This window comes from Sorangium sp. So ce128, assembly GCF_051525245.1.
GTDB lineage: Bacteria > Myxococcota_A > Polyangia > Polyangiales > Polyangiaceae > Sorangium > Sorangium cellulosum_B.
In genome coordinates this window covers 10,609,209-10,634,413 of sequence record NZ_CP150313.1, presented here as the reverse complement: position 1 = coordinate 10,634,413, position 25,205 = coordinate 10,609,209, and the positions used below count along the sequence as shown (strand labels likewise).

Annotated in this window: 26 protein-coding genes and 1 pseudogene; 16 read left to right on the top strand and 11 right to left on the bottom strand. The window is 69.5% G+C overall.

Translation table 11 applies throughout. The annotated features are described in order from the left end of the window. Nucleotides 1-69 precede the first annotated feature (69 nt). From WME82_RS40295 to WME82_RS40265, 7 genes and pseudogenes are all read left to right on the top strand, one after another. Nucleotides 70-312, top strand: a pseudogene (locus WME82_RS40295) (JAB domain-containing protein); the annotation flags it as partial. A 179-nt stretch (nucleotides 313-491) separates the two neighbouring features. Next, nucleotides 492-743, top strand: a complete 252-nt coding sequence (locus WME82_RS40290) for a UPF0175 family protein (RefSeq protein WP_129572626.1) — start codon at nucleotides 492-494, stop codon at nucleotides 741-743. Between the two features lie 441 nt (nucleotides 744-1,184). Continuing rightward, nucleotides 1,185-1,406 carry a hypothetical protein gene (locus WME82_RS40285; protein WP_438039647.1) on the top strand — a complete coding sequence of 74 codons (222 nt, stop codon included), beginning with the start codon at nucleotides 1,185-1,187 and terminating at the stop codon, nucleotides 1,404-1,406. Between the two features lie 34 nt (nucleotides 1,407-1,440). After that, complete coding sequence (locus WME82_RS40280; protein WP_438039646.1) at nucleotides 1,441-1,842, top strand: HNH endonuclease; 402 nt, start codon at nucleotides 1,441-1,443, stop codon at nucleotides 1,840-1,842. Between the two features lie 11 nt (nucleotides 1,843-1,853). Then, nucleotides 1,854-2,105 (top strand): hypothetical protein, encoded by a 252-nt coding sequence (locus tag WME82_RS40275; RefSeq protein ID WP_438039645.1) that lies wholly within the window; start codon nucleotides 1,854-1,856, stop codon nucleotides 2,103-2,105. 111 nt (nucleotides 2,106-2,216) lie between these two features. Next, entirely contained in the window at nucleotides 2,217-2,837 is a 621-nt protein-coding gene (locus tag WME82_RS40270) for a glutathione S-transferase family protein (protein ID WP_438039644.1), read from the top strand. A 372-nt stretch (nucleotides 2,838-3,209) separates the two neighbouring features. After that, nucleotides 3,210-4,433 carry an MFS transporter gene (locus tag WME82_RS40265; protein ID WP_438039643.1) on the top strand — a complete coding sequence of 408 codons (1,224 nt, stop codon included), beginning with the start codon at nucleotides 3,210-3,212 and terminating at the stop codon, nucleotides 4,431-4,433. A gap of 9 nt (nucleotides 4,434-4,442) precedes the next feature. Here WME82_RS40265 and WME82_RS40260 read toward each other — a convergent pair whose 3' ends face one another. From WME82_RS40260 to WME82_RS40245, 4 genes are all read right to left on the bottom strand, one after another. Beyond that, on the bottom strand, nucleotides 4,443-5,240 hold the full coding sequence (locus tag WME82_RS40260; protein WP_438039642.1) for an alpha/beta fold hydrolase: 798 nt from the start codon (nucleotides 5,238-5,240) through the stop codon (nucleotides 4,443-4,445). Nucleotides 5,241-5,316: 76 nt separating this feature from the next. Continuing rightward, nucleotides 5,317-5,913: a dihydrofolate reductase family protein gene (locus WME82_RS40255; RefSeq protein WP_438039641.1), complete on the bottom strand. Its 597-nt coding sequence runs from the start codon at nucleotides 5,911-5,913 to the stop codon at nucleotides 5,317-5,319. Nucleotides 5,914-6,080: 167 nt separating this feature from the next. Beyond that, nucleotides 6,081-6,839, bottom strand: a complete 759-nt coding sequence (locus tag WME82_RS40250) for a nucleotidyltransferase domain-containing protein (RefSeq protein ID WP_438039640.1) — start codon at nucleotides 6,837-6,839, stop codon at nucleotides 6,081-6,083. 85 nt (nucleotides 6,840-6,924) lie between these two features. Continuing rightward, nucleotides 6,925-7,671, bottom strand: a complete 747-nt coding sequence (locus WME82_RS40245) for a hypothetical protein (protein ID WP_438039639.1) — start codon at nucleotides 7,669-7,671, stop codon at nucleotides 6,925-6,927. A gap of 355 nt (nucleotides 7,672-8,026) precedes the next feature. On the opposite strand from WME82_RS40245, the gene WME82_RS40240 reads away from it, so the two are divergent. The 3 genes from WME82_RS40240 to WME82_RS40230 all read left to right on the top strand — a co-directional run bounded on the left by WME82_RS40240 (nucleotide 8,027) and on the right by WME82_RS40230 (nucleotide 10,228). Next, nucleotides 8,027-8,518, top strand: a complete 492-nt coding sequence (locus tag WME82_RS40240; RefSeq protein ID WP_438039638.1) for a DoxX family protein — start codon at nucleotides 8,027-8,029, stop codon at nucleotides 8,516-8,518. Nucleotides 8,519-8,615: 97 nt separating this feature from the next. Further along, nucleotides 8,616-9,254 (top strand): glutathione S-transferase family protein, encoded by a 639-nt coding sequence (locus tag WME82_RS40235; RefSeq protein ID WP_438039637.1) that lies wholly within the window; start codon nucleotides 8,616-8,618, stop codon nucleotides 9,252-9,254. Further along, nucleotides 9,251-10,228 (top strand): endo alpha-1,4 polygalactosaminidase, encoded by a 978-nt coding sequence (locus WME82_RS40230; RefSeq protein WP_438039636.1) that lies wholly within the window; start codon nucleotides 9,251-9,253, stop codon nucleotides 10,226-10,228. The genes WME82_RS40235 and WME82_RS40230 overlap by 4 nt, the downstream gene beginning before the upstream one ends. A gap of 24 nt (nucleotides 10,229-10,252) precedes the next feature. Here WME82_RS40230 and WME82_RS40225 read toward each other — a convergent pair whose 3' ends face one another. Further along, a complete protein-coding gene (locus tag WME82_RS40225) occupies nucleotides 10,253-11,263 on the bottom strand; it encodes a LysR family transcriptional regulator (RefSeq protein ID WP_438039635.1) in 1,011 nt (336 codons plus the stop codon). A 90-nt stretch (nucleotides 11,264-11,353) separates the two neighbouring features. Between WME82_RS40225 and WME82_RS40220 the strand changes: the two genes are divergently transcribed. Both WME82_RS40220 and WME82_RS40215 read left to right on the top strand, forming a co-directional pair. After that, nucleotides 11,354-12,547, top strand: coding sequence for an FAD-dependent oxidoreductase (locus WME82_RS40220; protein WP_438039634.1), 1,194 nt, complete (start codon nucleotides 11,354-11,356; stop codon nucleotides 12,545-12,547). Nucleotides 12,548-13,348: 801 nt separating this feature from the next. Next, the gene (locus tag WME82_RS40215) at nucleotides 13,349-14,200 is read left to right on the top strand and encodes a class I SAM-dependent methyltransferase (protein ID WP_438039633.1); all 852 of its coding nucleotides are present in this window, start codon (nucleotides 13,349-13,351) and stop codon (nucleotides 14,198-14,200) included. 67 nt (nucleotides 14,201-14,267) lie between these two features. Here WME82_RS40215 and WME82_RS40210 read toward each other — a convergent pair whose 3' ends face one another. The 3 genes from WME82_RS40210 to WME82_RS40200 form a co-directional block, all read right to left on the bottom strand. Further along, nucleotides 14,268-16,448, bottom strand: a complete 2,181-nt coding sequence (locus tag WME82_RS40210) for a penicillin-binding transpeptidase domain-containing protein (protein ID WP_438039632.1) — start codon at nucleotides 16,446-16,448, stop codon at nucleotides 14,268-14,270. 1 nt (nucleotide 16,449) lies between these two features. Beyond that, the gene (locus WME82_RS40205; protein WP_044969989.1) at nucleotides 16,450-16,830 is read right to left on the bottom strand and encodes a BlaI/MecI/CopY family transcriptional regulator; all 381 of its coding nucleotides are present in this window, start codon (nucleotides 16,828-16,830) and stop codon (nucleotides 16,450-16,452) included. Between the two features lie 88 nt (nucleotides 16,831-16,918). Further along, on the bottom strand, nucleotides 16,919-18,136 hold the full coding sequence (locus WME82_RS40200) for an FAD-dependent monooxygenase (protein ID WP_438039631.1): 1,218 nt from the start codon (nucleotides 18,134-18,136) through the stop codon (nucleotides 16,919-16,921). Between the two features lie 188 nt (nucleotides 18,137-18,324). Between WME82_RS40200 and WME82_RS40195 the strand changes: the two genes are divergently transcribed. Beyond that, nucleotides 18,325-19,011: a TetR/AcrR family transcriptional regulator gene (locus tag WME82_RS40195; RefSeq protein WP_438039630.1), complete on the top strand. Its 687-nt coding sequence runs from the start codon at nucleotides 18,325-18,327 to the stop codon at nucleotides 19,009-19,011. A 27-nt stretch (nucleotides 19,012-19,038) separates the two neighbouring features. On the opposite strand, the gene WME82_RS40190 is transcribed toward WME82_RS40195, so the two are convergent. Further along, a complete protein-coding gene (locus WME82_RS40190; protein WP_438039629.1) occupies nucleotides 19,039-20,052 on the bottom strand; it encodes a formylglycine-generating enzyme family protein in 1,014 nt (337 codons plus the stop codon). A 107-nt stretch (nucleotides 20,053-20,159) separates the two neighbouring features. Further along, on the bottom strand, nucleotides 20,160-20,786 hold the full coding sequence (locus WME82_RS40185; protein WP_438039628.1) for a hypothetical protein: 627 nt from the start codon (nucleotides 20,784-20,786) through the stop codon (nucleotides 20,160-20,162). Nucleotides 20,787-21,396: 610 nt separating this feature from the next. Between WME82_RS40185 and WME82_RS40180 the strand changes: the two genes are divergently transcribed. From WME82_RS40180 to WME82_RS40170, 3 genes are all read left to right on the top strand, one after another. After that, the gene (locus WME82_RS40180) at nucleotides 21,397-22,071 is read left to right on the top strand and encodes an HAD hydrolase-like protein (protein ID WP_438039627.1); all 675 of its coding nucleotides are present in this window, start codon (nucleotides 21,397-21,399) and stop codon (nucleotides 22,069-22,071) included. A 120-nt stretch (nucleotides 22,072-22,191) separates the two neighbouring features. Then, nucleotides 22,192-23,190, top strand: a complete 999-nt coding sequence (locus WME82_RS40175; RefSeq protein ID WP_437526370.1) for a hypothetical protein — start codon at nucleotides 22,192-22,194, stop codon at nucleotides 23,188-23,190. Beyond that, nucleotides 23,180-24,364 (top strand): alpha/beta hydrolase family esterase, encoded by a 1,185-nt coding sequence (locus WME82_RS40170; protein ID WP_438039626.1) that lies wholly within the window; start codon nucleotides 23,180-23,182, stop codon nucleotides 24,362-24,364. The genes WME82_RS40175 and WME82_RS40170 overlap by 11 nt, the downstream gene beginning before the upstream one ends. 51 nt (nucleotides 24,365-24,415) lie before the next feature. On the opposite strand, the gene WME82_RS40165 is transcribed toward WME82_RS40170, so the two are convergent. Further along, complete coding sequence (locus WME82_RS40165) at nucleotides 24,416-24,781, bottom strand: hypothetical protein (RefSeq protein WP_437741826.1); 366 nt, start codon at nucleotides 24,779-24,781, stop codon at nucleotides 24,416-24,418. Between the last annotated feature and the right edge of the window lie 424 nt (nucleotides 24,782-25,205).

The window sequence follows — 25,205 nt, the reverse complement described above, 5'->3', positions numbered from 1 at the left end:
GCCGTTCGTTTCGCAGACTCCACTTCGCCCGCGCCCTCGCCCGCTCGCGGAGGTGGCCCGATGAGCCCGATGAGCCGCGCCCCCGTCGACGCCCCCGCCGAGACGGCGGCCGAGCTGCCGACCGCGACCGAGGCCGCCCTCCTCGAGATGGTGCTCGGCCTGCCCGACGTCGGTCCGCGCCTCCTCGGCACGGCCGCTCTCCCCTCGCTCGGTCGCCTATCGCCCGCGGCGCTCGCCGAGCGCACCCAGATCGCGCTGTTCGACGCGACCCGGCTCGCTGCCGCCTTCGAGCTCGGCCGCCGCACCCACGCCAGGCCTACAGGCCCACATCGACTTCGCCACGCTCGCCCGTGAGAGCAGGCGCGCGCGAGAACCGCATGTCCACGCCGACAAATCTCGCTGAGCTCCTCCGTGTGCTCGCCCGGCACCTTTCGTGCTAAAACGTGCTAAAAACAGACTTGCCCGCCTCTTCGAGCAACCAAGGACGGAACATGGCAACTCGACAGATTGTGGTGGATGTGCCCGAGAAGGTGCTCCTTGCGGAGAAGATGGACGAAGCTGAGTTCGCGCGAGAGCTCCGCACCCTCGCCGCGGTCAAGCTGTACGAGCTGGGGCGGCTCTCGTCCGGCCGCGCTGCGGAGCTAGCCGGCATGGCGCGGGTCGAATTTCTGCTGAGTCTGGGTCGCTACAAGGTTTTCCCTCTCGACGCCGAGCTCCGCGCGCTGGAGGCTGCAGTTGGTTGAGGCCATCAGCAATACCTCACCCCTTCGGGCCGTGGGTCGACAAGCTCGCTGATGCGGGCATGTGGCTGTCTGGCGAGGTCCGCCAGAGAATCCTGTCGCTCGCTGGGGAACGGGGGGAGTAGCGCACCGCCCCGGCCAGCAGCCCGCCGCGCGTTCGCTTTCGTCATCGCGGTTGGCCGGGGAGGGGAGGAGCGGGGGTGCTCCTCGTGCTAGGCTCGACGGCGAAGCGGGCTTGCCTCCCGCGTCCACCCCAGCGCGATGCCGGCCACCACCGTCAGCCTCGCTCTCCCCGAGGTGCTCTACCAGCGGCTGAGGGGGACCGCGCTCGCGGACCCGACAGCCGCTCGAAGCCGTGATGCTGCGGGCGCTGAGCCTCGGCAGCCCTCCCGCCTGGGACGACGCGCCCCCGGAGTTCCAGGTCGACCTCGCCTGCCTCGACAGATGGACGACCTGGCGCTCTGGCAAATCGCAAAGAGCCACAGGTCCGAGGCAGAGCTCGCGCGCCACGACGAGCTGCTCGACCGGAACGCCCAGGGGCTCCTCACGCCGGCGGAGCGCATCGAGCTCGAGCGTCTTCGCCACGAGAGCGACCTGTTCATGCTCCGCAAGGCGCACGCTGCGGCGCTCCTGCGATGGCGCGGGCACGCGGTCGCTTCTCCGTAGCGCGCGCCCTCCACGAGATAGAAGACGGACTGCGGTGTCAACCTACGTTTCCGAGCTGCTCCGTTCTCGTATCGAGGAGGCCGATCGGCGCCGATGTCAAACCTGCCTGACGAGCGAGGCCAATAGCGGGATTCCCCTGACCTGCGATCACATCACGCCGGTCTCGAAGGGCGGGCCGACCTCGTTCGAGAACGTATGCCTCGCATGCCGCCCCTGTAATGAGTTCAAGGCAGGCGCCACGGAGTCGGTCGACCCGCTGACGGGAGACGTCGTGCCGGTCTTCAACCCGCGCCTCCATCGCTGGAGCGAGCACTTCACGTGGAGCGTCGACGCAACCAGGAGCGAGCGTCGGGCGATGGAGGGCACTCCGCCGGAACGACACCCCGCCTCGCGAGGGACCGGCGGCGAGCGCTTCCCGCGAGAGCGATTCTGCTAGCGTTATATTGCATGTCGATCGTCGACACCTCGCCGCAAGCGGACGCACGCTACCACGATCGGCTCCGGTGCATGCCTCCGGAAAAGCGGATCGAGGCTGCGATGCGGCTGAGCCAGGCGGTCCGTGAGCTCGCCCTCGCGAGCATCCGTGCTCGCCACCCAGGGGCGGACGGCCAGGAGCTTCGCGTCCGCCTTGCGGTGAGGCTGTACGGGCACGACTGCGCGCGCCGGCTGTTCGGTCACGTGCCGGCCGACGCCACGTGACGTCATGAGCATCTCGACGGATGTCGTGGAGCGCCGTCCACCGAGATCGAGCTCATGCGCGACGAACGAAGCCCCCTTGCGGCTCGCGCGCGGCGGGGTTCTGCTCGCCGCATGTCCGACCTCAAGTTCTATTACGCCCCCATGACGAGCGCAGACCGGGTGCACTGGGCGCTCGAGGAGCTCGGCGTCCCCTACGAGAAGGTCAAGCTCGACCTCGCGGCGGGAGATCAGCGCAAGCCCGAGTACCTCGCGCTCAACCCGAACGGCAAGGTCCCGCTGCTGGTCGCGGAGGGGAAGCCGATCTTCGAGGGGCTCGCGATCCTGCTCTACCTCGGCGAGCGCTTCGGCGTGGACAGGGGCCTCTTCCCGCCGCAAAGCGCCGATCGCGCCGAGGCGTTCAAGTGGATGGCCTGGGGCAACGTCACGCTGTTCGAGGCGACGACGCGGCTCCTGCGCAACACCCTCGATCGCTTCCCCGCCGACGAGCGCAACCCCAAGGTAGCCGAGGGCGCGAAGCTGGACCTCGCGAACGGGATCGGGATCCTCGACCGCGCGCTCGAGGGCAAGGAGTACCTCGTGGGCAACCAGTTCTCGCTCGCCGACGTGTCGCTCGTGACGGCGCTGCCGTTCCTGGCCCGCTTCGGCGTGGACCTCTCGCCTTTCGCGAACGTGAACGCGTGGATCGCCCGCTGCACGAGCCGGCCTGCGGCCAAGCGCGTCAGGCCGGGCTGACGTCTCGCCCTGGCCGCCCAGCCGCGCTGGCGGCTATCTCATGAGCTTCATGAGCGCCAGCCGCGGCGGCGGCCACCCCAACGCCCAGGCCGACTGGATGAGCTGCTGGCTGCTCGCCAGGCTGCGCGAACGTCCGCTCCGGACGACGTGTATCCGGAATACCGGATGCTCCCCTGCTGCGCCAGCACCAGGCGCGTGCTGCGCGTGTGCTGCTGGAGCAGCAGGCAGCGGGCGGCGCGGCGACGAGGCGGTCATTATGGGCCTGCTCCGGCGCGGGAGCGTGGCTTGCAGGGCGCCCGCGCGGCAGCACCACCCGACTCGGCACGGCGGACGAACGCGCCGATCGACCGGCCGCTCGCCTCGGTCCGCGTGATGACACCTTCGCCGCCTCTCCCCCAGCGTTATCTCCTTGGCTTCATGGTGCTCGGCCTGCTCGCGGGCTCGAGCAACGGCGTGGCCAAGGTGGTCCTGCCGCTGTATGCCGCCTCGCTCCACGCCTCCCCCTGGCAGATCGGCCTGGTCGGCGGCCTGCAGTTCACCGGCATGCTGCTGCTCTCGATGCCGGTCGGAGGCTTGATCGACCGCCACGGCAGCCGGCCGCTGTTCCGCTTCGGCGGCCTCGCGGGCGCGGCGCTGTACCTGGTCGGCTTCACCCACATGGATCGGCCCTGGCAGCTCATCGCGGGCGTGGTCCTCTTCGGGCTGCTCAACCCGTTTCGCATGGTCGCGACCCAGACCGAGTTTCTTCACCTGCTTCCTCGCCTCGGCCCGCGCAAGGCAGGCTGGCAGCGCGCGTCCCACTCGCTCGGCATGTTCTTCGTGGGCCCGATGCTCGGCGCGCAGCTCCTCGGCCTGCTCGGCTACACCGGCGTGTTCGTGGTGACCGGACTCGGGCTGCTGGCGACGGTCTTCGTCGGCGATCGCGTGCTCTCCGGGGCTCCTCCCGGCCGCGGGCGCTCGGCCACGCCGCTCCTCGAGCGCCTGCGCGGGCAGGTCGGGATCATCCTGTCTCGCCGCGAGCTGCGCCAGAGCATGCTCATCGAGCTGTGTGGTCAGATGGCGATGTCCTACTTCGCCGTGTTCGTGGTGTTGATCGGGATCCGCGAGTTTCACCTCTCGGTGCCCCAGGCCGCGAGCCTCGTGACCCTCCAGGGCGCCGTGTTCGTGCTGACCTTGCTCCTCGCCGGGGGCGCCCTGTCGCCGCTGCGCGACGCTGCCCGCTACGCGATCGCCTTCTCGCTGCTGCTCGCGACCGAGCTGCTGCTCGCTTTCCCCCTCGGCGTCGCGTCGCTGTGGATCGGGGCGGTCTTGCTCGGGCTCGGGCTGGGCGTGCAGCACCTCACGAGCGTCAATCGCTTCGCGGCGCTCACCGCCGAGCTCGGCCGCGGCCGGGTGGGCGGCCTGTTCTCCCTCTCGGGACCGGCCGGGGGCCTGATCGGCGCGGTGGCGGGCGGCTCGCTCGGCCAGCGCTTCGGCCTGTTCAGCGGCTTTCGCGTGCTCGCGGCGCTCTATGCGGTGCTGATGGTGTGGCACGGGCGCGGCGTTCTGACCGAGAACGCTCAGCCCGTCGTGCTCGCCGAGGGCGAGCCCGAGTGACCGCAGCAGCTACGCCATCTCACGCAAGAACGACAGGACCACCTCTCCCAGGCGCTCGGGTTGTTGAAACGGAAGGCCGTGGCCGGCGTCCTGTACCTGTTCGATCCGTACGCGTGGGTTGAGGCTCCGCAGCTCCGTTGCCATCTCGAGCGTGACGACGGGGCTGTCGTCACCGATGACGAGCAGGCTCGGGACGTCAATCGCGCTCACCACGTCGCGGTACGCGGGGTTGGGCGGCGTGAGAACGTCGAACGCGTCGATCCGGGTCTTCAGCCTCGCCTCGGCTTGCAGCTCGATGATCTCGAGCGAGCGACGCGGGTCTCGGGCTCGGGCCTTCGCAACGAGGTCAGACTTCTGCAAGGCGAGGGCCTGGCGGTGTTGATCGGCGACGTCGCTGGCGTGCACCTCGCGCTGGCGCTCGGGGCTCAAGAACGTCGGGTCGACAAGGATGAGGCCGCGGAGGATCCCCGCCCCTCGGCTCGCCACCACCGCGGCGGTCATGCCGCCCATCGAGTGGCCAAGCAGGACCGGACGAGAGAGCGAAAGGCCGCGGATGAGCCCCACGACGTCGCTCGCGTGATCGTCGTACCGGTATCCGTGGTGCGGCGCGCTCGAGCCGCCGTGCCCTCGGGCGTCGGGCATGACGACGTCGAACTCACCTTCGAGCGCCCGCGCCAGGGGAGTCCAGCAGGCGCCGCTCCCCATCAATCCATGGAGCAGGACGACGGGAACCTTGGCGCCTCCCGTCCGGAGGTAGTGGATGGTGATGCCGTTCGTTTCGCAGACTCCACTGATCCAGGTCGTCATGGAACTGTCCCTGCCTGCCGCAGCTTCGCACGTGGGATGTCTCCCGTCGCCCATTCGACAGCCCTCGCCAGCAGGACTACGCCTTGCGTACCGGGTAGCGCAGGTGTGTGACGCCAACGCCCGGGATCACCGTCGGGTTGCCAAGGACGGCTGGCGTGCGGGCGAGGTGGTCAAAGAGTCGAACCCCGGAGCCAAGAAGAACCGCCGCGATGTCGACGTGGATTTCGTCGAGGAGCCCAGAATTCAGGCACTGCTGGATGGTGTCGGCGCCGTGGACCCCGACGGACTTCCCGGCGGCGGCGGCCTTGGCCTGGTTCACGGCGCTCTCGATGCCGTCGGTCACGAAGTGGACGGTCGAGTTGGGTCGCGGCCATCCGGCGGGGATGTGGTGGGTGAGCACGAACGCTGGTCCCCAAGCGTGATTTCCGCCCCAGCCCTGGGCGAAGTTGAACGTGCGCCGACCGGTGAGCATGGCACCGAGTTCAGACGTGAGACCGCGAAGGTGCTCGGCGCTCGGCCCGGACACCTTGAACGTCATGGGATCCGACCCTCCGGTGTGGATCTCGACGTCCCCCGAATTGGCGTACCAGTCGAACACCTCGGCCACGCCATCGTTGAGGTCGGCGACGTAGCCGTCGAGCGACATGGACATGATTGCGACGACCTTCGACATTGCGATGCTCCTGTGGAGGGTGGAGGCTGCGTTCAGGGGATAGGAAAGAGTACCATGGAAATCCATGCTGCGACGCATTGGAGAGCGGACGCGGCTTCTGCCGCGTGTGGAGGGGCGCAGCGCACCCGCGCGTCGGCCAGCAAGCCCTCGTCGGGCGGCGCTCCGTGTCAGTCGTCCGGCACGGGGACCTTTTCGGAGTCCCACTCGAAGAAGCCCCGTGCACGGATGGTGCGGTCAGCCAGGGCTCGCGCTGCGAGCTGGCGCTCCTCGATCGTGGAGACCCCGAAGAAGCGACGCGCCACCTCGGCGACTTCACGGTCGCTGCGTTCGACCTCAAGTAGCAGGTGCTTGTTCCCTGGCACCGTCCCGCGCTCGGCGCGGAGGTGGTACCGGAGCATCTCCATGACCGCCTCACCGAGCAACGCGCTGGCCATGGCGGGATCGCGCTCCACGATGTCCTCGCCGTCTTCCAGGAGTGTCGCCGCTGAATAACGAGCGAACGCGTCCTCATCCGGAGTGAGCGCGGCGCGCTTCTTCAGCCACTCGGCGGCCTCGTCCCGCAGGCCATCGATCGCCTGGCCGCCGAACACAGGGAAGCCGGTGGCAATCATGTGCGCCGCGGAGGGGCGACCGCGCTCATGCTCGCTGGCGAAGTACGCTCGAATTGCGCGTGCCGGGTTGACGAAGATCTCGACCGGAACGTCGCCGAACCACCGCTGTAGACGCTGCTTGTACGGACGCTCCTGTACGACGAAGATGTCGAGATCACTGCTTCGATCACCTGCGCCGCGGACGACCGATCCCGCGGCGACGATCGCCCGCGGCTCGAAGGTCTCGAATACAAACGCGACGACCGCGCGGAGCGCTGTTGCATACCTCGGCGGGAGGTCGGGCCAGCTGCACATGGCAAGCTCGTCGGGGCTCATTGGGTTCTCCGATGTCGCCTCATCTGCCTGCCCAACGACCTGCGGCTCAGCCGTGGAGCCGGATCTCTGGACACGGGGAGGCACGTCAGCAAAAATGGCACGTCTGGCGAAGAGCGCAGCCGAGGCATCGCTCGGCCAGCGCCGTGAAGTCGGGCACAGAAAATGGAAGACCTCCCTCGCGCGAGAACAGGTCTTCGAAGAGCCGGGCAGGCGGAAAAACGTAGTTGCCGAAGGTGATGCTCACCCATGAACGAGCGGCAGCGATTCCGGCGATCTCCATGTGCCCGGCCTTGTAGGGGTAATTGGCGATAGCATACGGCGGGACGTCCACGAGATCCATGCGCGCTCCGAATTCGAGCGCCGCGTCCTCGGAGTCGCGGCCTTCGGACATCGACACGGGCACCTGGGTGCGATGGCATGTGATCGCGACGTAGTAGACGTCGTCGAACTGCGCTTGCGTCATGTCGATCCGCGCCCCGTCTTGGAGCGCTTCGAGCGCAAGCAGAGGCGGCCGCTTCGGTCGGAGCTCGCTCCAGATCGTGGCTTGAACGTTGTCATCATTCTCCAGGGAATGGCAGAGCTCCTCCGCCGAGTCGGGACGCAGCCACGATCCCGGATTGCGCCCGCGGTCCTTGCCGACCTTGGGCATCCCGCGCGACATGGTGAACACGAAGGACCCAGCGGGCTCGGGGTCCGTCCGCACAAACCGCTCGGGGTTCTTCCCGACGAACCCAGCACTCATCGCGGCTTCGAGAAACGCCGTCATCGCCTCCGCCTTGAAGGCCAAGCTCGGATCGAGCGGGACGAGCAGATGAGAATAATACATGCTCATGGATTGCCTCGCTGTCCTGGGAGCCCTCCGTGAACGAGTCGCCACGTATCCGTGGAGGGGACTCCACCCCCTCGTGCCGCCCTCTCGCGTCGTGGAAAATTAGCGTATCCGGCGGCTGCCCCACCTTGTCAAGCAGACCAGCGCCGGACCGCGCGGGCTCTACACCGGACGAAGGCGCGGCTCGTGCCGACGGCGGCGAGCGGCGCGCCCGCGTTCGCGCAGCATCGCCCCGCGCCGGAGGGCGTCCGCCGGGCCGGGCGCACGGTCAGGGGCGGCGCGGCGATTTTTTTCCGGCGACCGATGATTCCTGGCGGGGCCGGGGGTCTACGGGGTGAATCCCAGCACGGAGGCACCCATGACCGTGATCGTCACCAGCATCCATCATCGTGACCAAGCTCTCACCACCGCGCCCCGGGCCGAGGCGCCGGCCAGCGTCGCAGCGCCCGGCGCGGCGCCGTCCAGGCGAGCGCTGTGGGCGGGGCGCGTCCTGAGCGGGCTGGGCGTGCTGTTCCTGACGTTCGATGCCGCGGTGAAGGTGCTGCAGCTGTTCCCTGCGGATGCAGCCACGGCCCAGCTCGGATTCCCGGTCAGCCTCGTCCCCACCCTCGGCTACCTTCAGATCGCTTGTCTGGTCACGTACCTGGTCCCGCGCACCGCGGTGCTCGGCGCGGTTCTGTGGACCGGTTACCTGGGCGGCGCGATCGCGATCCACGTGCGGGTCGGGAGCCCGCTCTTCAGCCACACGCTCTTTCCGATCTACATCGCCGCGCTCCTCTGGGCGGGGCTCTGGCTGCGCGACCGCCGCGCGCGCGCGCTGCTCGCGAGCCCGGCGTCGCTCGACCGATGAGCTTCACATGGGCTTCCCGCCTCCCCGTCTTCATGGTCAGATCGGGCCGCGGCCAGCCCGCCTCTCGAACCATGGATCACGAGCAAGGAGACCACCGATGATCAAGGTCTACAACTTCGCGCGCGGGGCCCGCGGCCTGCGCGTGATGTGGCAGTGCGAAGAGATGGGTTTGCCCTACCAGGTCGAGATGGTCTCGTTTCCGCCGAGCCAAGCCTACCTCGCGCTGCACCCGCTCGGCACCGTGCCGTTCCTCGAGGATGAGGGCGGCGTGGCGATCCACGAGTCCGTCGCGATGATGCTCTACGTGGCGCAGCACTACGGGCCCACGCCCCTCCTGCCCGGCAAGGGCGATCCGGCGCTCGCGCGCGTGCTGCAAATGGCCGTGTTCGGCGAAGCGACCATCGGGGCAGCCGTCAATGCCCTGCTGACAGCACATTTCGGCGCGCCGGAGGCGGACAAGCGCAACTGGTCGGTCCGCGCGCAGGAGGCGAGCGTCGAGAAGGCCTTGCGCTTCACGGCCGACATGCTCGGCAACATGCCTTTTCTTGCCGGCGAGGGCCTCACGCTCGCCGACATCTCCGTGAGCACCGCGATCGGAATCTATCGCGGCGCGCTCGGCAAGACGCTGCCCGACGAGCTCGTCACCTACCAGGAGCGGATCGCCGCGCGGCCGGAGTACCAGCGCGCGCGCGCGAGGTGCCGCGAGCTCCGGAGCGACGGAGGAGCGCCATCATGAATCGATCGTGGCCCGCGGTGGTCAAGTCGTTGATCTTCGTCCTCGCGGCAGCGCACGCCGCGTGCGGCGACGCCGGCGTGGATCCGGGCGGGGCAGGGGGCTCGCGCCCGGAGTCGCCCCAGAGCTCGGGCACGCCGGCGTCGACGTCCACCTCATCGGCGTCCGCCTCATCGACATCCGCCGGCGGGGGCCCCGGCGTCTGGATCCCGGCGCTCGATACGTCGTGGCACTGGATGATCGACCACCCCCTGGACCTGGACGACCCGAGGGACATGGGCCTTGTCGATCCCACGGGAGCGCCCATCGAGTCGCCGCCTCCCACGGTCTACGACCTCGACTGGGAGTTCACGCCGGCCGAGACGGTGGCCGCGCTGCACGCGATGGGCGCCAAGGTCATCTGCTACGTCGACGTCGGCGCGTTCGAGGACTATCGGCCAGACGCCGGCGACTTCCCGGAGTCGGTCAAAGGCAACCCGGACTACCACTGGGAGGGCTCGTTCTGGCTCGACATCCGGCAGATCGATGTCCTCAGGCCGATCATGCAGGCCCGGTTCCAGGTCTGCAAGGACAAGGGCTTCGACGCCATCGAGCCCGACGAGGTCGACGGTTATGCCAACGACTCCGGGTTCCCCCTCAGCTACGGAGACCAGCTCGCCTACAACGTGTTCATCGCGGATCTCGCCCACTCGCTGGGCATGTCCGTGGGGCTCAAGGGCGACATCGAGCAGGCGGAGGACCTGTGGCCGTACTTCGACTGGACGCTGAACGAGCAGTGCTTCGAGTATGAAGAGTGCGAGATCCTCGTCGATTCCTTCCTGGCGAACGGCAAGGCCGTGTTCGAGGTGGAGTACGACGATCCGTTCTCCGGTCACATGACCGACAGGTCGCTCTTCTGCGAACAGGCGAACGCCTGGGGCTTCAACAGCATGGAGATGCCGCTCGACCTCGACGGCGGCCGGTGGCCCTGCCGGTGACCCGCGGCCTTCCGAGCGCCCGCATCATCGCCTCGTCGGTGAGCGGGACGTAGGCCTCGAATCCCGAGGTCCACTGGACCTCTTCCTCGCGCCCCCCGCCGCGCGGGCGCGCGCGCGGGGGCCGTCGCGGAGCGCGGCGATGACGAGCTCCCGGAAGCAGCGGGCGCCCTCGTCCTCGTGGGTCCGCTCGTGCCAGACGAGCTGCATGCGGAAGACGAGCGCGGCCACGGGCGGTTCGAGGAGGGTGAGCGGCGCGAGGCGCGCGAGCGCCTCGGCGATGCGGCGCGGCATGGCGGCGACGAGGTCGGTGTTCGCGGCGATGACCGCCGCGGCGGAGAAGGTCGGGACGGCGGCGGCGATCTCGCGGCGCAGCCCCTGGGCCGCGAGCAGCTCCACGGCGGCGCGGTTGCCGATGCCGCCGCGCCCGAGCGCGATGTGGATGTCGATGTGGCGCAGCGAGTTGAACGCCTCGCGCGTGAGCCGGCGGCGGGCGCACGGGTGACCGCGGCGGACCACGAACACGCTGTCCTGCTCGAAGAGGTCCGCGGCGTGGTGGCCCGGCGGGAGCGGGTGCGCGGGCGCGATGGTCGCGTCGACGTCGCCGCCGCCGAGCCCCCCGGTCGCCTCGAGGTGGTCGACGCTCACGACGCGGAGGGTCGCGCGCGGCATCTCGGCCGCGGCCGCGCGCGCGATCGCCGGCAGGCTGCAGATCTGGTCGAGGTCCGAGAGCGCGAGCGTGAACGCGCGCGTGGTCGCCCGCGGGTCGAACGCGCGATCCCCCTCGATCGCGCCGGTGATCTCGCCGAACGCGGCCCGGAGCCGCGGCGCGATCTGCTGCGCGCGGGGCGTGGGGACGAGGCCGCGCCCGCTGCGCACGACGAGCGGGTCGCCGAGCTGCGCGCGCAGCCGCGCGAGCGAGTTGCTCACGGCCGACGGCGTGACGCGGAGCCGCCGCGCCGCCCGCGCCGCGCTCCGCTCCTCGAGCACCGCGTGCAGGACGAGCAGCAGGTTGAGATCGAGCGTCGACAAGTTCACGAACGGTGACGATTACCATCACGAATCATCACTGGCAATGAGCGTCAGTCCCACCCATGCTGGCCCGGAATCGAGGCTGGAGGTGGTGAGATGACACAGCGAGGTGTGCGGCGGGTGGTGGTCGTCGGCGGGGGCATCGCGGGCCCGGTGCTCGGGATGTTCCTTCAGCGGATCGGCGTGGAGGCGACGATCTTCGAGGCGCGCGCGGCCCCTCTGGAGCAGGAGGGCGCGTTCCTGGGCGTCGCGCCGAACGGGATGAACGTGCTCGCGGATCTGGGCATCGCGCGCGCGGTGCAGGCGCGGGGCGCTGTGTGCGACGGGATCCGGTTCGAGAACGCCCGCGGGCGGCGCATCGGCGTGATCGATCAGCGCGACGCGGCGCGCCGGTTCGGCGCGGGCCTCGTGATGATCCGGCGCGGCGCGCTGCACGCGGCGCTCGCGGAGGAGGCGGCCCGGCGGGGCGTCGCGATCCGGTACGGCATGCGGCTCGAGGGGGTGGACTGCTCGGATCCGCGCGAGGTCGTGGCGCGCTTCGAGGGCGGCGGCGAGGCGCGCGGCGACGTGCTCATCGGGTGCGACGGCGTCCGATCGCGCACGCGAGCGGCGGCGCTGCCCGGCGCGCCGTCGCCGGGATACACCGGCCTCATCGATTTCGGCGGATTCGCGCGCTGCCCCGGTGCGCCGCTTCCGCCTGGCTGGAGCGTGATGGTCTTTGGCCGCCGCGCGTTCTTCGGCGCGTTCGCGGCGCCGGAAGGCGAGGTCTGGTGGTTCCACAACAGCGGGGAGCCCGCGCCGGAGGGCGCCGCCGCGCAGGGGCCGCTCCGCGAGCGCATCCTCGCGCTCCACGAGGGCGATCCAGGCTGGATCGCCGACGTGGTGCGCGCGACGCCCGAGGTGCTCGGTCCGTGGCTGCTGCACGACATCGTGACGATGCCGCGCTGGCACGCCGGCCGGGTCTGCCTGATCGGGGACGCGGCGCACGCGGCGACGCCGCACGCCGGCCAGGGCGCCTCGCTGGCCATGGAGGACGGGATGCTCCTCGCGAGGTGCCTGCGGGACGAGCCCGAGCCGGAGCGAGCGTTCGCGGTGTTCGAGCGGCTGCGGCGGCCGCGGGTCGAGGCGATCGTGCGCCAGGCGCGCCGCAACGGCAGCCGTAAGGCGGTCTCGGGGCCTGTCGCCGGATGGCTCCGCGACAGGGCGCTGCCGCTGTTCTTGCGGATCGGCGCCGCCGCGCAGGAGCGCGCGCACGCGTACCGGATCGACTGGGAGGAGCGGATCGCGTAGCCGGGGAGAGGGCGGCGGCGCGTACCCCTCGACGTGGGCGCCCTCGACGCGCTCGATCACGTGCGGATCGTGCGTTTCAGGGGCCAAGAGAGCGACGAGGAGCACGGCGTCCTGGAACTCTCGTCACATCGTGCGGGTCGCTCCTTCGTCGATCTCGCTCGACCACGGCAGCGAGCCAATCGCCGCCGTGCGCCTCGCGCCGAAGGGCCGCTATCGCTGGTACGCGAGCCGTTGAAGACGCCGCTCGATCGCGCGAGCGGTGATCCGAAGCACCCGATAGCGGTGCTGTCCCAGGCCGAGCGCGACGCGCTGCGCCCGCTGTGCGGCCCGCGCCCTGCGAGCGCGTGAGGCGCCGGAACGCCGAGGGCGCCCGCGCGGCGCGCCCTCGCCCCGCAGGACAACCGGCCGTCGCCGTCGAACACGGGACGCTCCTCAAACCGCGCGAGATGCGTGAGGGACGTGCTACCGAGCGCTACCGAGCGTTACCGACGGCCACATCGTAACAATTTCCGACCGCCGCGGGCGTCCATATCAAGCCTTTTGAGGGTGATTTGCGTCAGGCCATTGCGTGTGACAGAGGCTCCCCGGAGCGTCGGACGCGGACTTGTCGGGTAGAGGGGCAATCTGCCGGGGGTGCGCGTCGCAGCGCGATACAGGCCGCACAGGGCGCGCCGGGGGCACATCATGGGCAATGAGAATTGCGCGAGACGGGTTGAGCAGGCGGACGTCCATCCTGTCAGGTACGTTCACAAGCCGAACGCCACGCGCGAGCTGAGGGGTGTGGTTGGCGATGACGCCGCAGTGGCCGCCGCCGCGGGCTGGGCGATGCGCGACGCGGTCGGGGTCCAGGCCACGCTCAGCTGGCTCAAGAAGCACCCCGGGCAGACGCGGAGCGCGGAGATCTGCTTCCATGACGATCTGCGCGCGCACGGCTGGATCACGGCCAGTGATCGTCCGCGGCTGACCTGGGATGGGCGCAAGGCGCTCGAGGTGCTGACCCGAACGATCGGCGCGGACAGGACCAGCGAGACGGTGCGGTTCCTCCACCTGAACGCCACCATCGACTCGAGCAGCCGCGTGCTCGACGTGGGCTGCTCTATGGGGCACATCCTGCGGAGCCTCGCGGCGCGGCGGCCGTTCCGCGCGGTCGGCGTCGACCATGATCTGTTCGCGCTTCACGTCGCAGCGCTCCGCTGGCGCGGGCCGCTGTTGGCGCGGGAGCCGGAGTGGTGGTGCGCGGACGCTGTACGCCTGCCCTTCGGCGATGGCGAGTTCACGCACGGGCTCTCCTTCGCCACCCTGAATTACCTGCCGGTGCGCGCGTCGCTCCGGGAACTCGCGCGCGTCATCCAGCCCGGCGGTCAGCTCATCGCCAGCGTGGAGGGCGAGGGGTACTGGCGCCACAAATGGAGGCTGAGCGATCCCCTTCGTCGCATTCACCTGATGCGCGAGCGCCTGGGCGGCGCGGCCCTGCTCTACGCGGACTGGCAGCGGATCCCCGTGCTTCGGCGGCTCTCCCAGCGGGTCTATTTCTCCATCGCCGCCCTCAAGCAGCTGCTCCCGGAGGCCGGTTTCACGGTCGAGCGCTGCGAGGCGCTCTGGGAAGAGCAGGGGGCGCCCCGGGTGATCGGGATCGTCGCGCGACGCAAATGAGGCTCGTATCCGGCCGCCCTCGGCGCTACCTCCCCGTCGAGGCCGCCGACAGGACGAGCTGCCAGGATCAGCGCCCGAGCGCCCGCGCGGTGATGCGCGCGAACACCGGCCCCGCCACCTTGCCGCCCGTCGCGTCCTCCGCGGCGACCACCGCGCCGACGAGGATGACGAAACGCGGCTGCTCGGCCGGCGCGACCCCGATGAAGCTCGCGTAATTACGCGGCTCGCCCGCCGCCGATTGCTCGTCCGTGGTGCCGGTCTTCCCGGCGACCCGCACGCCTTGCACACGCGCCGCTTTGCCCGTCGCCTGCTCGTCGCTCACGGCGCGCTCCAGCATGCCCATCACCGCCCGCGCCGTCTCCGGGCGGAGCACGCGCTCGTTCTCCACGTGGTGCTCGAAGCGGACGCTGCCGTCCGCGCCCCGGGCGCGCCGGGCGAGCGTCGGCGCATTGAACACGCCGTCATTGGCGATCGCGGCATAAGCGGCGGCCATCTGAAGCGGGCTGGCCATCGCGCCGCCATGGCCCGATGCCAGGGCCACGCCGCGGAGCGAGCCGTCCGCGATGACCGGAGGGACCTCGCCGACCGGCGCGCCGCGGAGCTGGATGCGCATCGCCTCGCCGAAATGAAAGCGCCGGAGCCAGCGCCCGAGCGCCTCGCCGCCCAGCTTGTCGAAGATCCGCGAGGCCCCGATGTTCGACGAGCGCGCGAGGATCTGCGGCACGTCGAGCCACTCGTTCGGGCTCGCGTCGCGCAGGATCTCCTTGCCATAGCTCCGCGCTCCCTTGTCGCAGAAGAACCGGTCGGTCACCGCAATGGCCCCCTCGTCGAGCGCGGCCGCGACGGTGAGCGACTTGATGGTCGAGCCGCTGATGCGCGGCGCCGCGGCGGTGCTCGGATCATGGATGGCCAGCACCTCGCCGGTCCTTGGATCGAGCACGATCGCCGTGGCGGCGACAGGGCGCCATTCGTCCGCCATCCGCTTCATCTCTTCATCGACGATCGCCTGGATGTCGCCATCGATCGTGAGCTCCAGGCGATCGGCCGGGGCGCCCAGCACGGAGGCGACCTCCGCGGTCAGGTGGGCCAGAGAGGCCGGCGTGGAGCCAGCAACGGCGGAGGTGGAGGTCGGAACGGACGATCCCGCCGGTGCAGGAGCGACCGGCTCCGACTTCCCGGACGGATTGGCCGGATTGGCCGCCACAGCCGCGACAGGTCCTTCCTTGCCGGCGGTGACGCACGCCACCACCCCGAGCAGCGCCGCCGCCGACGCGGTGATCGCAACGCCCCGCGCCGCCGACGTGCGCAGAGACCCCGCCCGCGGTCGCACGATGGCCTCGACCCGCGCCAGGAGCTGCGAGGGCTCCGCCATCCCGAGCGCTCCGCCCGGCACCTCACGGAGCCGCGTTGCGCTCGTCGCAATGGCCAGCAGGTGCTCGGCATATTCGGTCGGCAGCGCCCCGCTCGCCAGGACCCGCTCGTCCGCCGAGAGCTCGCGCTCCATGCGAAGCCTGCGCGCCGCGAGCCACACCAGCGGGTTGAACCAGTGCATTGCACAGGCGAGCTGCCCAACGATCTGGGCAAGACAATCGCGCTGCCGGACGTGCGCCAGCTCGTGCAACAGCACGGCCCGCCAGCGCGCCTGGCTCCACTCGAGCGCCTCCCGCGGCACCAGCACCACCGCCGAAAAGACCCCGGTCACCGCCGGTACATCGATCTCGGAGCTGACGCACACGCGGGCGTTCATGCGCGCTTCGCCGAGGGTCGCCGTGATCCCGGGAAGCGAGAGCGGGGTTGCGCGCCGGGCGATCCCACGCGCCTTGGCGAGGCCATGGGACAGGCGAGCGAGCACCGCAAATGCCCCGAGCGCCCACACGGCAAGGAGCACCGAGCCCCACGGAAAGGACTGCTTTGCCGGGGCGACGGGCGTGGACGGAGCCTGCGCCACGGCGTGGGAAACAGGTCCGACCGAGGGCGGGGCAATGGCATCCCCGATGGGCTCGGCGAAGGGTCTACCCGCGTCCGCGACGCCAAGCTCGGCGACCGGCAGCACGCGCCACGCCGGAGCGAGCCGGGAGGCGACCGGCACCAGCGCCGCGGCCGCGAGCCCGAGCACCAGCACGAGCCGGCGTGTGGAGGCCGGCGCGCGGCGGAGCAGCGGCATCACGGCGAGGGCGAGCCCGAGGAGCACGGCGCCCCGCGCGGCATCGACGAGGAACGGCAGCGGGCTCATCTCGATCGGGCTCATCTCAACCCCCTTCTTTCTTGGCGCGCTCGATCACCTGGGCGATGCGATCCAGCTCTTCCCGCGATAGCTTGGACTTCGACGTGTCGACAAGCGCGGTGACCGCTTGCTCGACCGAGCCTCCAAAGAACGTCCGCACGACCTGCGCCAGCGCGCTCCTGCGCGCCTCGCTCGGGGCCGCGACAGGCGTGTAGACGTAGCGTTGCCCTTCCTCCACGTGCTTGACGTGCCCGCGCTCCTCCAGCAGGCGCAGCAGCGCGCGGACCGCCGAGTAGCTCGGCGGATCCTCGAGGTTGTCCTTCACCTCGTGCGCGGTCGCGCGCCGCAGGCGGTACAAAATGTCCATGATCTCGCGCTCTCGGCGCGTGAGCGGCGGCTTCGGCATGACGTCCATCCGTAGCCAGGTGCTAAGAATTTAGCAAGCATCGCGTGCTAATTTCTTAGCACGTGCGATCCGCCCGGCGACTCGCGGGCTATCCGCTGGCCTGGACGCCATAGAGGGGGAGGGCGAGCGCCGTCGAGGCCCTCCGGCCCTTGCGACCGGCGAGCCCCGTGCGCGCCAGCCATGGTGTCACCCGGAGCGCCTGATTCCGGATCCACAGCGCTCGCGATGTGGCGGGGATCAGGCTGGCCGCGCCGCCGCCGGCGAGCGACTGGTTCACCTCGACGAACGGCCTCATGACGCGCTCGTACGAGGCGAAGGCGGCGCCGGGGTCGGAATGGGTCGCCAGCTCCCCCGCCAGGACATACGCGCCGACCATGGCGGTGCTCGTCCCTTGGCCCGACAAGAACGACGGAGCGTGGGCCGCGTCTCCCGCCAGGGCGACCCTTCCCTTCGACCATCGAGGCATGTGGATCTGGCTGACGACGTCGAAGAAGACATCGGTGGCCTCCTGCAGAGCGGCGAGCATCCGCGGCACTTCCCAGCGGGCGCCGGCGAAGACGCTGGCGGTCAACCTCCGCTGCGCCTCGATGTCGGCGAACTCCGAGAAGGGAGGCTGGGGACGGGCGAAGGTCAGGAAGGCGTGCAGGCGATCGCTGTCGCCGGCCGCGAACAGAACGGCCGCCTTCCCGGGCGTGTTGCTGATGAACGCCTCGTGAGAGAGCCCGAGGGTGTTGGGGATGGTGAAACCTGCAAAGCAGTAGCCGAGGTAACGGTGGTACTGCGCCTCGGGCCCGAAGGTGAGCCGGCGAGTGTTCGAATGCAATCCGTCAGCGCCGATGACCATGTCGAAGGGGCGTTGCAGGCCGCTCTGGAAGTGCACATCGACGCCGCCGCCGTGGTCGTTCAAGGTGGCGATGGAGTCACCGAAGCGGAACTCGACGTCATCTCGGACGGCGTCGTAGAGCACCGTCGTGAGCTCTCCGCGAGGCAGCTCCAGATCCCGGCCTTCCTTGCCGCCGGTGAGCGCCTCGGGCCGGATCGACCCGATAAGCGCGCCGTCGCCATCGACGAACGTGATTTTGCGTGAGTCGATGTGCGCGGCTGCGATGCGCGACAACACGCCCATGCGCTTCACGACGTCGATCGCGGTGCCCCGGATGTCGATGGGGTAGCCGCCGCTTCGCACAGCGCCAGCCTTCTCCACCACCGTGACCTGGAAGCCGTACCTGTGAAGCCAGTACGCGAGCACGGGGCCGGCGATGCTCGCGCCGGAGATCAGGATCTTCTTGTTCCGCGAAGTCGCCATGTGTCCGCCTTCCTTCGGTGTGAGCTCGCAGCGGCGGAGGGCCCATCCTCGAGAGATCGGCGCGACCCGCCCGCTGCCATGAGGCAGGGCTAGCAGCTGCCGACCGCGGTCCACTCGGCCCGGGGAGCTCTGACGTCGACTACACTACACCGTGTAGTGTACAAAGGCCAGGGCAAAATGAGGCCGAAATGGGCTATACCTGGAGGTGCATGTCCTCCACTGGCGCACAAAAGGCTCTTCGTGAAGGGTCCGCGCAAAAGCGATCCGCCATCCTCATGGCGGCCCGGGAGTTGTTCCTGGCCGACGGGTTCGACCGCTCGAGCGTCGATGCCGTCGCCGCGCGCGCCGGCGTCTCCAAGAGGACGGTGTATGACTACTTCGGCGACAAGCAGGCTCTCTTGCTGGCCGTCGTCGAGTCCGCAGGTGACCTGCTCATGGCGGCGATCCGGCGGGCTATCGACGACACCTTGACGCACGTCACGGACCTGGAGCACGCCTTGATCACCTTCTCGGCGCGGATCGTGACCGAGATGCTCGGCTCGGTGGACTACCTTGCCCTCATGCGACTGGTCACGATGGAGTCCGTTCAGCTGTCCCAGCTGCGCGATCGCGACCACTGGATGATGAACGCTCCGGAGGAGGCGATCGCGGAGCGGTTCGCGGAATTTGCGCGTGCAGGGCTGCTCGACGCGCCGAACCCGCGGCTGGCGGCCGATCATTTCATCGCGCTGACGTTCTTGCTCGCCGTCAACGCGTTCGGACCGGCGATCGCCACGAGTGACGCGCGCAGGCGAGAGATCCTCGTCGAGGGGGTGCGCGCATTCCTTCGTGCCTACGCGCCCAGCCGCCCGGCCCAGCTTCGACCCCGCGTGTAGCGCAGGCGGCCCCGGCGGTGCGGCTAACTACGGGGTTCTGGCGCAACGCGACCCGATGTTGCCTCGGTGCTCGGGGTAGTAGACGTGGCGGGTGGCTGACCGCAGGGTCGGGGCGAGGTCGTCGTTGCTGCCGCTCCGGAAGGCCCGGTAGGAGCCCGCTGTGACGGCGGCGCAGTCATGACATGGCATCGGGTACTGGACCGGATCCCAGTCCAGCGTCCATTCCCACGCGTTCCCGCCGAGGTCGGACTGCCCCCACTTCCCGTCGCCTCTTGGCGACGTCGAGCCGACGTTCCGCAGGCTGCATGTGCCGCCGCAGTAAACCGCGTAGCTGTCATCGATCGTCGTGGAGGTCGCTGGCTTCGACCACGGATAGTACCTGTGCTCGCTGCCCCCGGAGGCCGCGTAGTTCCACTCCGCCTCCGTCGCCAGCCGCCCCCCGTCCCACGCACAGAACGCGAACGCCGTGTACCAGTCCAGGCAGTTGATCGGCTTGTGTTCGTTGCTCCCCGCCGCGTCTGTCCAGCTCTGATGGACGAAGCAATTCAGGGCGTTTTTGAGGGCGGCCGTGTTCGAGGGCAGCTTGGTGTTCCACGCTGAGCTCCAGCCAGACCCTGGGATCTTTGGATGTGCGCCCGCGCCATCCCCAGGCGGGCTGGCCTGCGTGCCCATGCCTGCGTTCATGAACGCCCGGAACCGGCCCACGGTGATCTCGTACCTGTCGGGGTAGAAGTCGCTCACCGTCGCCGGGTAGCTCCGGTCCAGATAGTCCACGCCGTCGTAGCTTCGAGCGAACGTTCCGCCGGGGACCAGCAAGCTCTCGCAGCAGTCCTCGTTCTCCGATGGCCCGCAGGTCGCCGGCAGCCCGGCGCAACTTGGCGCCGTTCCAGCCCAGGCGCCCGCGTGGCCGCTGCTTCGATCCCCGGCGAGCGTCTCGTCCGCCGCGATCCTCTCCTCGTTTCCGCAGGTGCAACCTGCCGAGAGCAGCAGCCCGAAGAATGCGATGCAGACGGTGTGGCAAGGAGGGGCAAGCGAAATCATAGGTCACTCACGATGGTCAGCTCCTGCTCTCCTCCGGAGCGCGCGCCACCACGCATGGCGCGCGCCCGTCGACATCGCAGCTCGGTCTCGCTGGGCCTGTGCTCCGATCAGCCCCCGAAGAACGCCTTCGCCTGCTCTCCCAGCACGTTCTCGCCCTTCGGGCTGCTGGCGTGGCAGCCGTCGCTGACCTCGCCCGCGTCGTTGTTGAGGATGAACTTCCCGAGGTAGCTCATGTTCTCGTTGATGGTCGCGTCCTTGGCCAGCTCCTGTGCCTTCATGTCCGTCCAATCGGCGCCGCCCGCTCCTGCGATGAAGCAATCGTGCCCTGCATTGTAGACCGGCTGGCCCACGATGTAGATATGCGTGCCCGGGTTGACGTGCTGGCGCGCCGCGTTGACCATGTCACGGAGCTCCTTGTCGGTCGCCCGCTGCGACAGGATGCAGATCTGGACCATGATGGCTTTGACGACGTCTTTCCCGCCGATCGACTGCATCTTCCGGTCGAAGAGCTGCCAGGAAGAGCTGTTCGGGTTGGTCCAGTTCTGGACCACCATGGCGCCCGTTTGATAGTTGTCCGCGTTCCACATGACCTTGCCGCCGACGCGCTTGTAGCCAGTGCCGATGTTGTTGGCCATCGAGCAGCCGGTGTACGCAACCGAGTTCTCGCCTGTCGGAGGCAGGCCGTCATCCCCGCCGCCCGTCCCGGGATCGCCGCCCGCGCTCGTGCTGCTCACCGACGCCGGTCCGCTCGGGTCTGCGCCGCCGGTGCCGCCTCCGCCGGTGCCGGAAGCGCCGCTGGTACTGCCGCTCGGGGCTCCTCCCGCGCCGGTCGTCCCCGTTGTCGCTCCGGCAGAGCTGGAGCTTCCAGCAGCTGGGCCCCCGCTCGCCGAGCTTCCGGTCGTGGAAGCGCCGGTGCCCGTCGTCCCTCCGGTTGCTGTGCTCTCCGACTCCGAACCGTCGTTCGGGTCAACTTCGGAAGCGCAAGCTCCGAGGCTGAGCACGGCCATCCCAAGAGCGCAACGGACCACCAATCGGGAGGAAAGAACAGGATAATTCATCGTCGTCACCTTCTGTTAGGGGGCGCTGGTCAGGACCTGCGGAGACTCTCGGCTCGCGTCCGACCCTCCTTGTTCTATTGCCGCTGCGACCCGCGTGAATAGACGGCGAGATCGCCGTCACCCCCCTTGGACAGATTTGTCATCCCCGCTCGTCGACTTGGAGAGCCATCACGATGCCCACTCTCCGAGGGGAGCGTCACCGAAAAGTTCCGTTCGGTCTGACCTGGCGTCTGTGCCAGTTCGCGACCCTTGCCGTCGCCCCCTTCGGTGCCCTACGTGCGCCGCCATGCGTACGTTGTTTCTCGATCTCGACGGCACCTTGACGGATCCGGCCCCTGGCATCGCCGCCTGCTTCGTGCACGCGGCCCATGTGCTCGGGCACGGCTCGATCGGCCTCGCCGAGGTGCGCCGCTTCATCGGTCCGCCGCTGCGCGAGGCGTTCGCCGAGATCCTGGCGACGCGCGACAGCGTCCGTATCGAGGAGGCCGTGCGCGTCTATCGCGAGCGCTTCGGCACGCTCGGCCTGTTCGAGAACAGTGTGTATGCCGGTGTGCCAGAGGCGCTCGCGCAGCTCTGCCAGGCGGGCCACGGCCTCTGCCTCGTCACCAGCAAGGCGGCCGTCTATGCCGAGCGCATCGTCGACCACTTCGGCCTTCGCTCGCACGTGCCCCGCGTCTACGGCGCCGAGCTGTCCGGCGAGCGCTCGACCAAGGCCGAGCTCATCGCGCACGCCCTGGAGCGCGAGTCGCTCACCCCCGCCGACGCCTGCATGATCGGCGACCGCGAACACGATGTCCTCGGCGCCAAGGCGCACGGCCTCGTGGCGATCGGGGTGACGTGGGGCTATGGGTCGCGCGCGGAGCTGGAGGCTGCGGGCGCCGACCGCATCGTCGACACGCTGGAGGAGCTGGTGCTGACGGTGCGTGGGTTGAGGGAGACCCGAGGTCGAGCGGCTCGATGAGTCCGCGGCTCGTCGCCCTCCCCACGCCCGGGGGGTGTCGGATTTGTCACTCCCCCCGCTGGCCTGTGTGGCGTTACTCTGTGGCGCGCAACGAGGCTTCTCGTCGATACTTATCAATTTATGACGGTAGAGCTGATTCATGCCATCGTTCGTCAGACCACCGTCCTCATCGCCCAGCTGGCGACCTCGGGCGGCTGGCGTGCCCCTCTGGCCCAGCTCGCAGACCAGGTGTTCCAGGACCTGGTCACCGAGCTCGAGCGGCAGGGAGTCAGCCGCAAGGTGGGCGCCGACATGTTCGGCATGGGGCTCCGGACCTATCAGCGCCGCGTCCGGCGGATCACGGAGAGCTCGGTCGAGCGCGGCCGTTCGCTGTGGGAAGCCGTGCTGGACCACATCCGCCGCCGGGGCATCACGCCGCGGGCCGAGATCTTGAGGGCGTTCGCCGGCGAGGACGACGTCCTGCTCCGCGGGGTGCTCTTCGACCTCTGCGAGAGCCGCTTGATCTTCCAGGCGGGGCAGGGGGCTCAGGTGGTGTATCGCGCGGTGTCCGACGACGAGCTGGGCGCGCTGCGCGCGCTCCGCTCCGGCGAAGGCGTGGACGAGCTCGTCTGGGCGATCATCTATCGGGAAGGCCCGCTCGCGCGCGACGAGCTGCTGCAGCGGACGCACATCGAGCGCGCGGAGCTCGACGCCGCCCTGGGGCGCCTCGTGGAATCGGCGCGCGTCGAGCGGACCGGGGAGGGCGCGGGCGCGACGTACAGCGCCGGGAGCCTCTACGTGCTGCTGGGCTCGCCTGTGGGGTGGGAGGCGGCGATCTTCGATCACTTCCAGGCGATGGTGAAGACCATCCTGTGCCGGCTGCGCGAGGATCGCTCCGCGCCCGGCCTCGGCGACCGCGTCGGGGGGAGCACCTATACCCTCGACCTGTGGCCCGGTCATCCGCACGAGCAGCGGGCTTACGAGACGCTGGGGCGCCTGCGTGCCCAGCTGGTCGAGCTGCGCGAGCAGGTCGAGGCCTTCAACGCGGCGCACGAGAGGCCGGACAGGTACACGCAGGTCGTTCTGTACATCGGACAGTGCTTGATCCAGCAGGACAGCGGGGGCGGCGATGAGATCTAGGGTGGTCGTGACGGCGTGCCTCATCGCGAGCATGACGGGCGGGGCGCTCCTCGGCTCGGCCTGCAGGGACATCGGGCCTCAGACCGGGAGCGAGACCAACTTTCTCAGGAGCTGTGATGCCAGCTGCGCGGACGGTCTCTCCTGCATCTGCGGCGTCTGCACGCGCGCCTGCTCGGTCGCCCGCGAGTGTACGGCGCTCGTCTCCGGCGCCGAGTGCGTGGCCGTGGCGGAGCGGCCTACCGAGGCGGCCTGCGACGCGGCCGAGAGCGCTGCGTTCTGCGATATCTCCTGCAGCGGCGACGCCGACTGCGAGCCGCTCGGCGCGCCGTTCCGCTGCCAGGGCGGCTTCTGCCGGACGCCCGGCGATGGCGAGACGGCGACCGCCTGCCCGGCGACCACGCTTTCGCCCGGCGACAACGACCGCACGGTGACGGTCGGGGACACCACCCGAAGCTACGTCGTTCGCCTCCCCGCGAGCTACACGGGCGCGAGCGCCATGCCGCTGGTGCTCGATTACCATACGCTGGGCGGGACCCCGGCGGAGGAGGCCGAGGCCTCGGGGTACCGCGAGCTCGCCGAGGCCGAGGGATTCATCGTCGCGTGGCCGCAGGGCATCGACGGCGCGTGGAACATCGGTCCGTGTTGCACGACGTCGCGCGACGTCGACGACGTGGGGTTCGCGCGTGCCGTGGTCCAGAAGGTCCAGAAGGAGGCGTGTGTCGACGTCAAGCGGGTCTATGCCGTCGGCGTCGCGAACGGCGGCGGGATGGCCTACCACCTGGCCTGCAACGCCGCGGACGTCTTTGCCGCGGTCGCTCCCAGCGCGTTCGACCTTCTGGCCGCGTCGGAGCAGCCCTGCCAGCCGTCGCGGCCGGTGACCGAGATCTCGTTCCGGGGTACCGCGGACTTGCTGGTGCCTTACGAGGGCGGGGCCCAGCAGGCGCCGAACGGCGCGAACATCACCTTCCTCGGCGCCGTGGGAACCTTCGAGAGGTGGGCCGAGCTGAACCGATGCACGGGATCACCGAGCGCGGCGGGCAGCGACGGTTGCTCGACGTACTCGAGCTGCGCAAACGGCGCAGAGGTGACGCTGTGCACCACGGAGGGCGGCGGCATGACCTGGGGGAGCCCCGAGATCGGGTGGGCCACGCTGAAGCGGCATTCGCTTCCTTGAGACGGAGGCGGCCACCGATTGCGGCGCCGGCCGGCCACCCCGCGTCGGCGCTCACCACCAGCCGATGTCCTGGATGACGGTGCCGGCGTCGCCGTACCGCACGATCGCGCGGTTCTGACGGATCTCATAGGACTTCGGCGAGCTGTCGACGATGTCCTGATCGAAGGTGTGGCACTCGAGCTTGTAGGTGCCCTCGCCCTGCATCAGCGCGCCCTTCAGCTTGATGTACGTCTCGTTGTGGCGGCTCCTGAGCCGCAGGATCGCCTCCTGGGTGGCGTCGATGAGCAGCTCGAGGTGGACCGTCTTCTCCCGCTTCGGGTGCGACGCGTCGAACGCGAGGTTGACGATGACGCCGGCGTCGAGCAGCGCCTCGATATCCGACTTGGAGAACATCTCGAAGACCATGAGCTTTGCCATCGCGCGCTCCTTCCAGGGATGTGCTCGTGGCTATGTACTACGGCGCGCACCCGGGGCCGAGGATCGTCGCGCGGCGTGACGCCGGGGCCCCGCGATCGCCCTCGGGCAACGGGGGCAGACCGCCGCGCGCTCCGCGGCCGATCGGCAGAAAATCCCTCCAGATCGCGGTCGAAATGCTGCTCCCGCAGGTCGCATCGTGCGATGAAAATAAAAATCAATTGCATCTGCGCCAGCGCGTATGCTAGGTAGGGAGCAAGCACGCTGGAGAGGGAGGAGCAGGGGCGCGGTGTGCCCTGGGGCTGCCTGTCGGATCGCGTTCGTCCGAGGAGGTGGCTTCGCGGGCACCCTGGCGCCTGCGGACGCTCACGTCTGCGCTCTCGATGTGGGGACGTCATGAAAACAGATTTCTTCCAGCTGCGTTGTC

What these genes read in the sequence shown, in the direction of transcription:
- WME82_RS40290 (WP_129572626.1), top strand. Translation starts at nt 492, where the DNA reads ATGGCAACTCGACAGATTGTGGTGGATGTGCCCGAGAAGGTGCTCCTT.
- WME82_RS40285 (WP_438039647.1), top strand. Translation starts at nt 1,185, where the DNA reads ATGGACGACCTGGCGCTCTGGCAAATCGCAAAGAGCCACAGGTCCGAG.
- WME82_RS40275 (WP_438039645.1), top strand. Translation starts at nt 1,854, where the DNA reads ATGTCGATCGTCGACACCTCGCCGCAAGCGGACGCACGCTACCACGAT.
- WME82_RS40270 (WP_438039644.1), top strand. Translation starts at nt 2,217, where the DNA reads ATGTCCGACCTCAAGTTCTATTACGCCCCCATGACGAGCGCAGACCGG.
- WME82_RS40265 (WP_438039643.1), top strand. Translation starts at nt 3,210, where the DNA reads ATGACACCTTCGCCGCCTCTCCCCCAGCGTTATCTCCTTGGCTTCATG.
- WME82_RS40260 (WP_438039642.1), bottom strand. Translation starts at nt 5,240, where the DNA reads ATGACGACCTGGATCAGTGGAGTCTGCGAAACGAACGGCATCACCATC.
- WME82_RS40255 (WP_438039641.1), bottom strand. Translation starts at nt 5,913, where the DNA reads ATGTCGAAGGTCGTCGCAATCATGTCCATGTCGCTCGACGGCTACGTC.
- WME82_RS40250 (WP_438039640.1), bottom strand. Translation starts at nt 6,839, where the DNA reads ATGAGCCCCGACGAGCTTGCCATGTGCAGCTGGCCCGACCTCCCGCCG.
- WME82_RS40245 (WP_438039639.1), bottom strand. Translation starts at nt 7,671, where the DNA reads ATGAGCATGTATTATTCTCATCTGCTCGTCCCGCTCGATCCGAGCTTG.
- WME82_RS40240 (WP_438039638.1), top strand. Translation starts at nt 8,027, where the DNA reads ATGACCGTGATCGTCACCAGCATCCATCATCGTGACCAAGCTCTCACC.
- WME82_RS40235 (WP_438039637.1), top strand. Translation starts at nt 8,616, where the DNA reads ATGATCAAGGTCTACAACTTCGCGCGCGGGGCCCGCGGCCTGCGCGTG.
- WME82_RS40230 (WP_438039636.1), top strand. Translation starts at nt 9,251, where the DNA reads ATGAATCGATCGTGGCCCGCGGTGGTCAAGTCGTTGATCTTCGTCCTC.
- WME82_RS40220 (WP_438039634.1), top strand. Translation starts at nt 11,354, where the DNA reads ATGACACAGCGAGGTGTGCGGCGGGTGGTGGTCGTCGGCGGGGGCATC.
- WME82_RS40210 (WP_438039632.1), bottom strand. Translation starts at nt 16,448, where the DNA reads ATGAGCCCGATCGAGATGAGCCCGCTGCCGTTCCTCGTCGATGCCGCG.
- WME82_RS40205 (WP_044969989.1), bottom strand. Translation starts at nt 16,830, where the DNA reads ATGCCGAAGCCGCCGCTCACGCGCCGAGAGCGCGAGATCATGGACATT.
- WME82_RS40200 (WP_438039631.1), bottom strand. Translation starts at nt 18,136, where the DNA reads ATGGCGACTTCGCGGAACAAGAAGATCCTGATCTCCGGCGCGAGCATC.
- WME82_RS40195 (WP_438039630.1), top strand. Translation starts at nt 18,325, where the DNA reads ATGGGCTATACCTGGAGGTGCATGTCCTCCACTGGCGCACAAAAGGCT.
- WME82_RS40190 (WP_438039629.1), bottom strand. Translation starts at nt 20,052, where the DNA reads ATGATTTCGCTTGCCCCTCCTTGCCACACCGTCTGCATCGCATTCTTC.
- WME82_RS40180 (WP_438039627.1), top strand. Translation starts at nt 21,397, where the DNA reads ATGCGTACGTTGTTTCTCGATCTCGACGGCACCTTGACGGATCCGGCC.
- WME82_RS40175 (WP_437526370.1), top strand. Translation starts at nt 22,192, where the DNA reads ATGACGGTAGAGCTGATTCATGCCATCGTTCGTCAGACCACCGTCCTC.
- WME82_RS40170 (WP_438039626.1), top strand. Translation starts at nt 23,180, where the DNA reads ATGAGATCTAGGGTGGTCGTGACGGCGTGCCTCATCGCGAGCATGACG.
- WME82_RS40165 (WP_437741826.1), bottom strand. Translation starts at nt 24,781, where the DNA reads ATGGCAAAGCTCATGGTCTTCGAGATGTTCTCCAAGTCGGATATCGAG.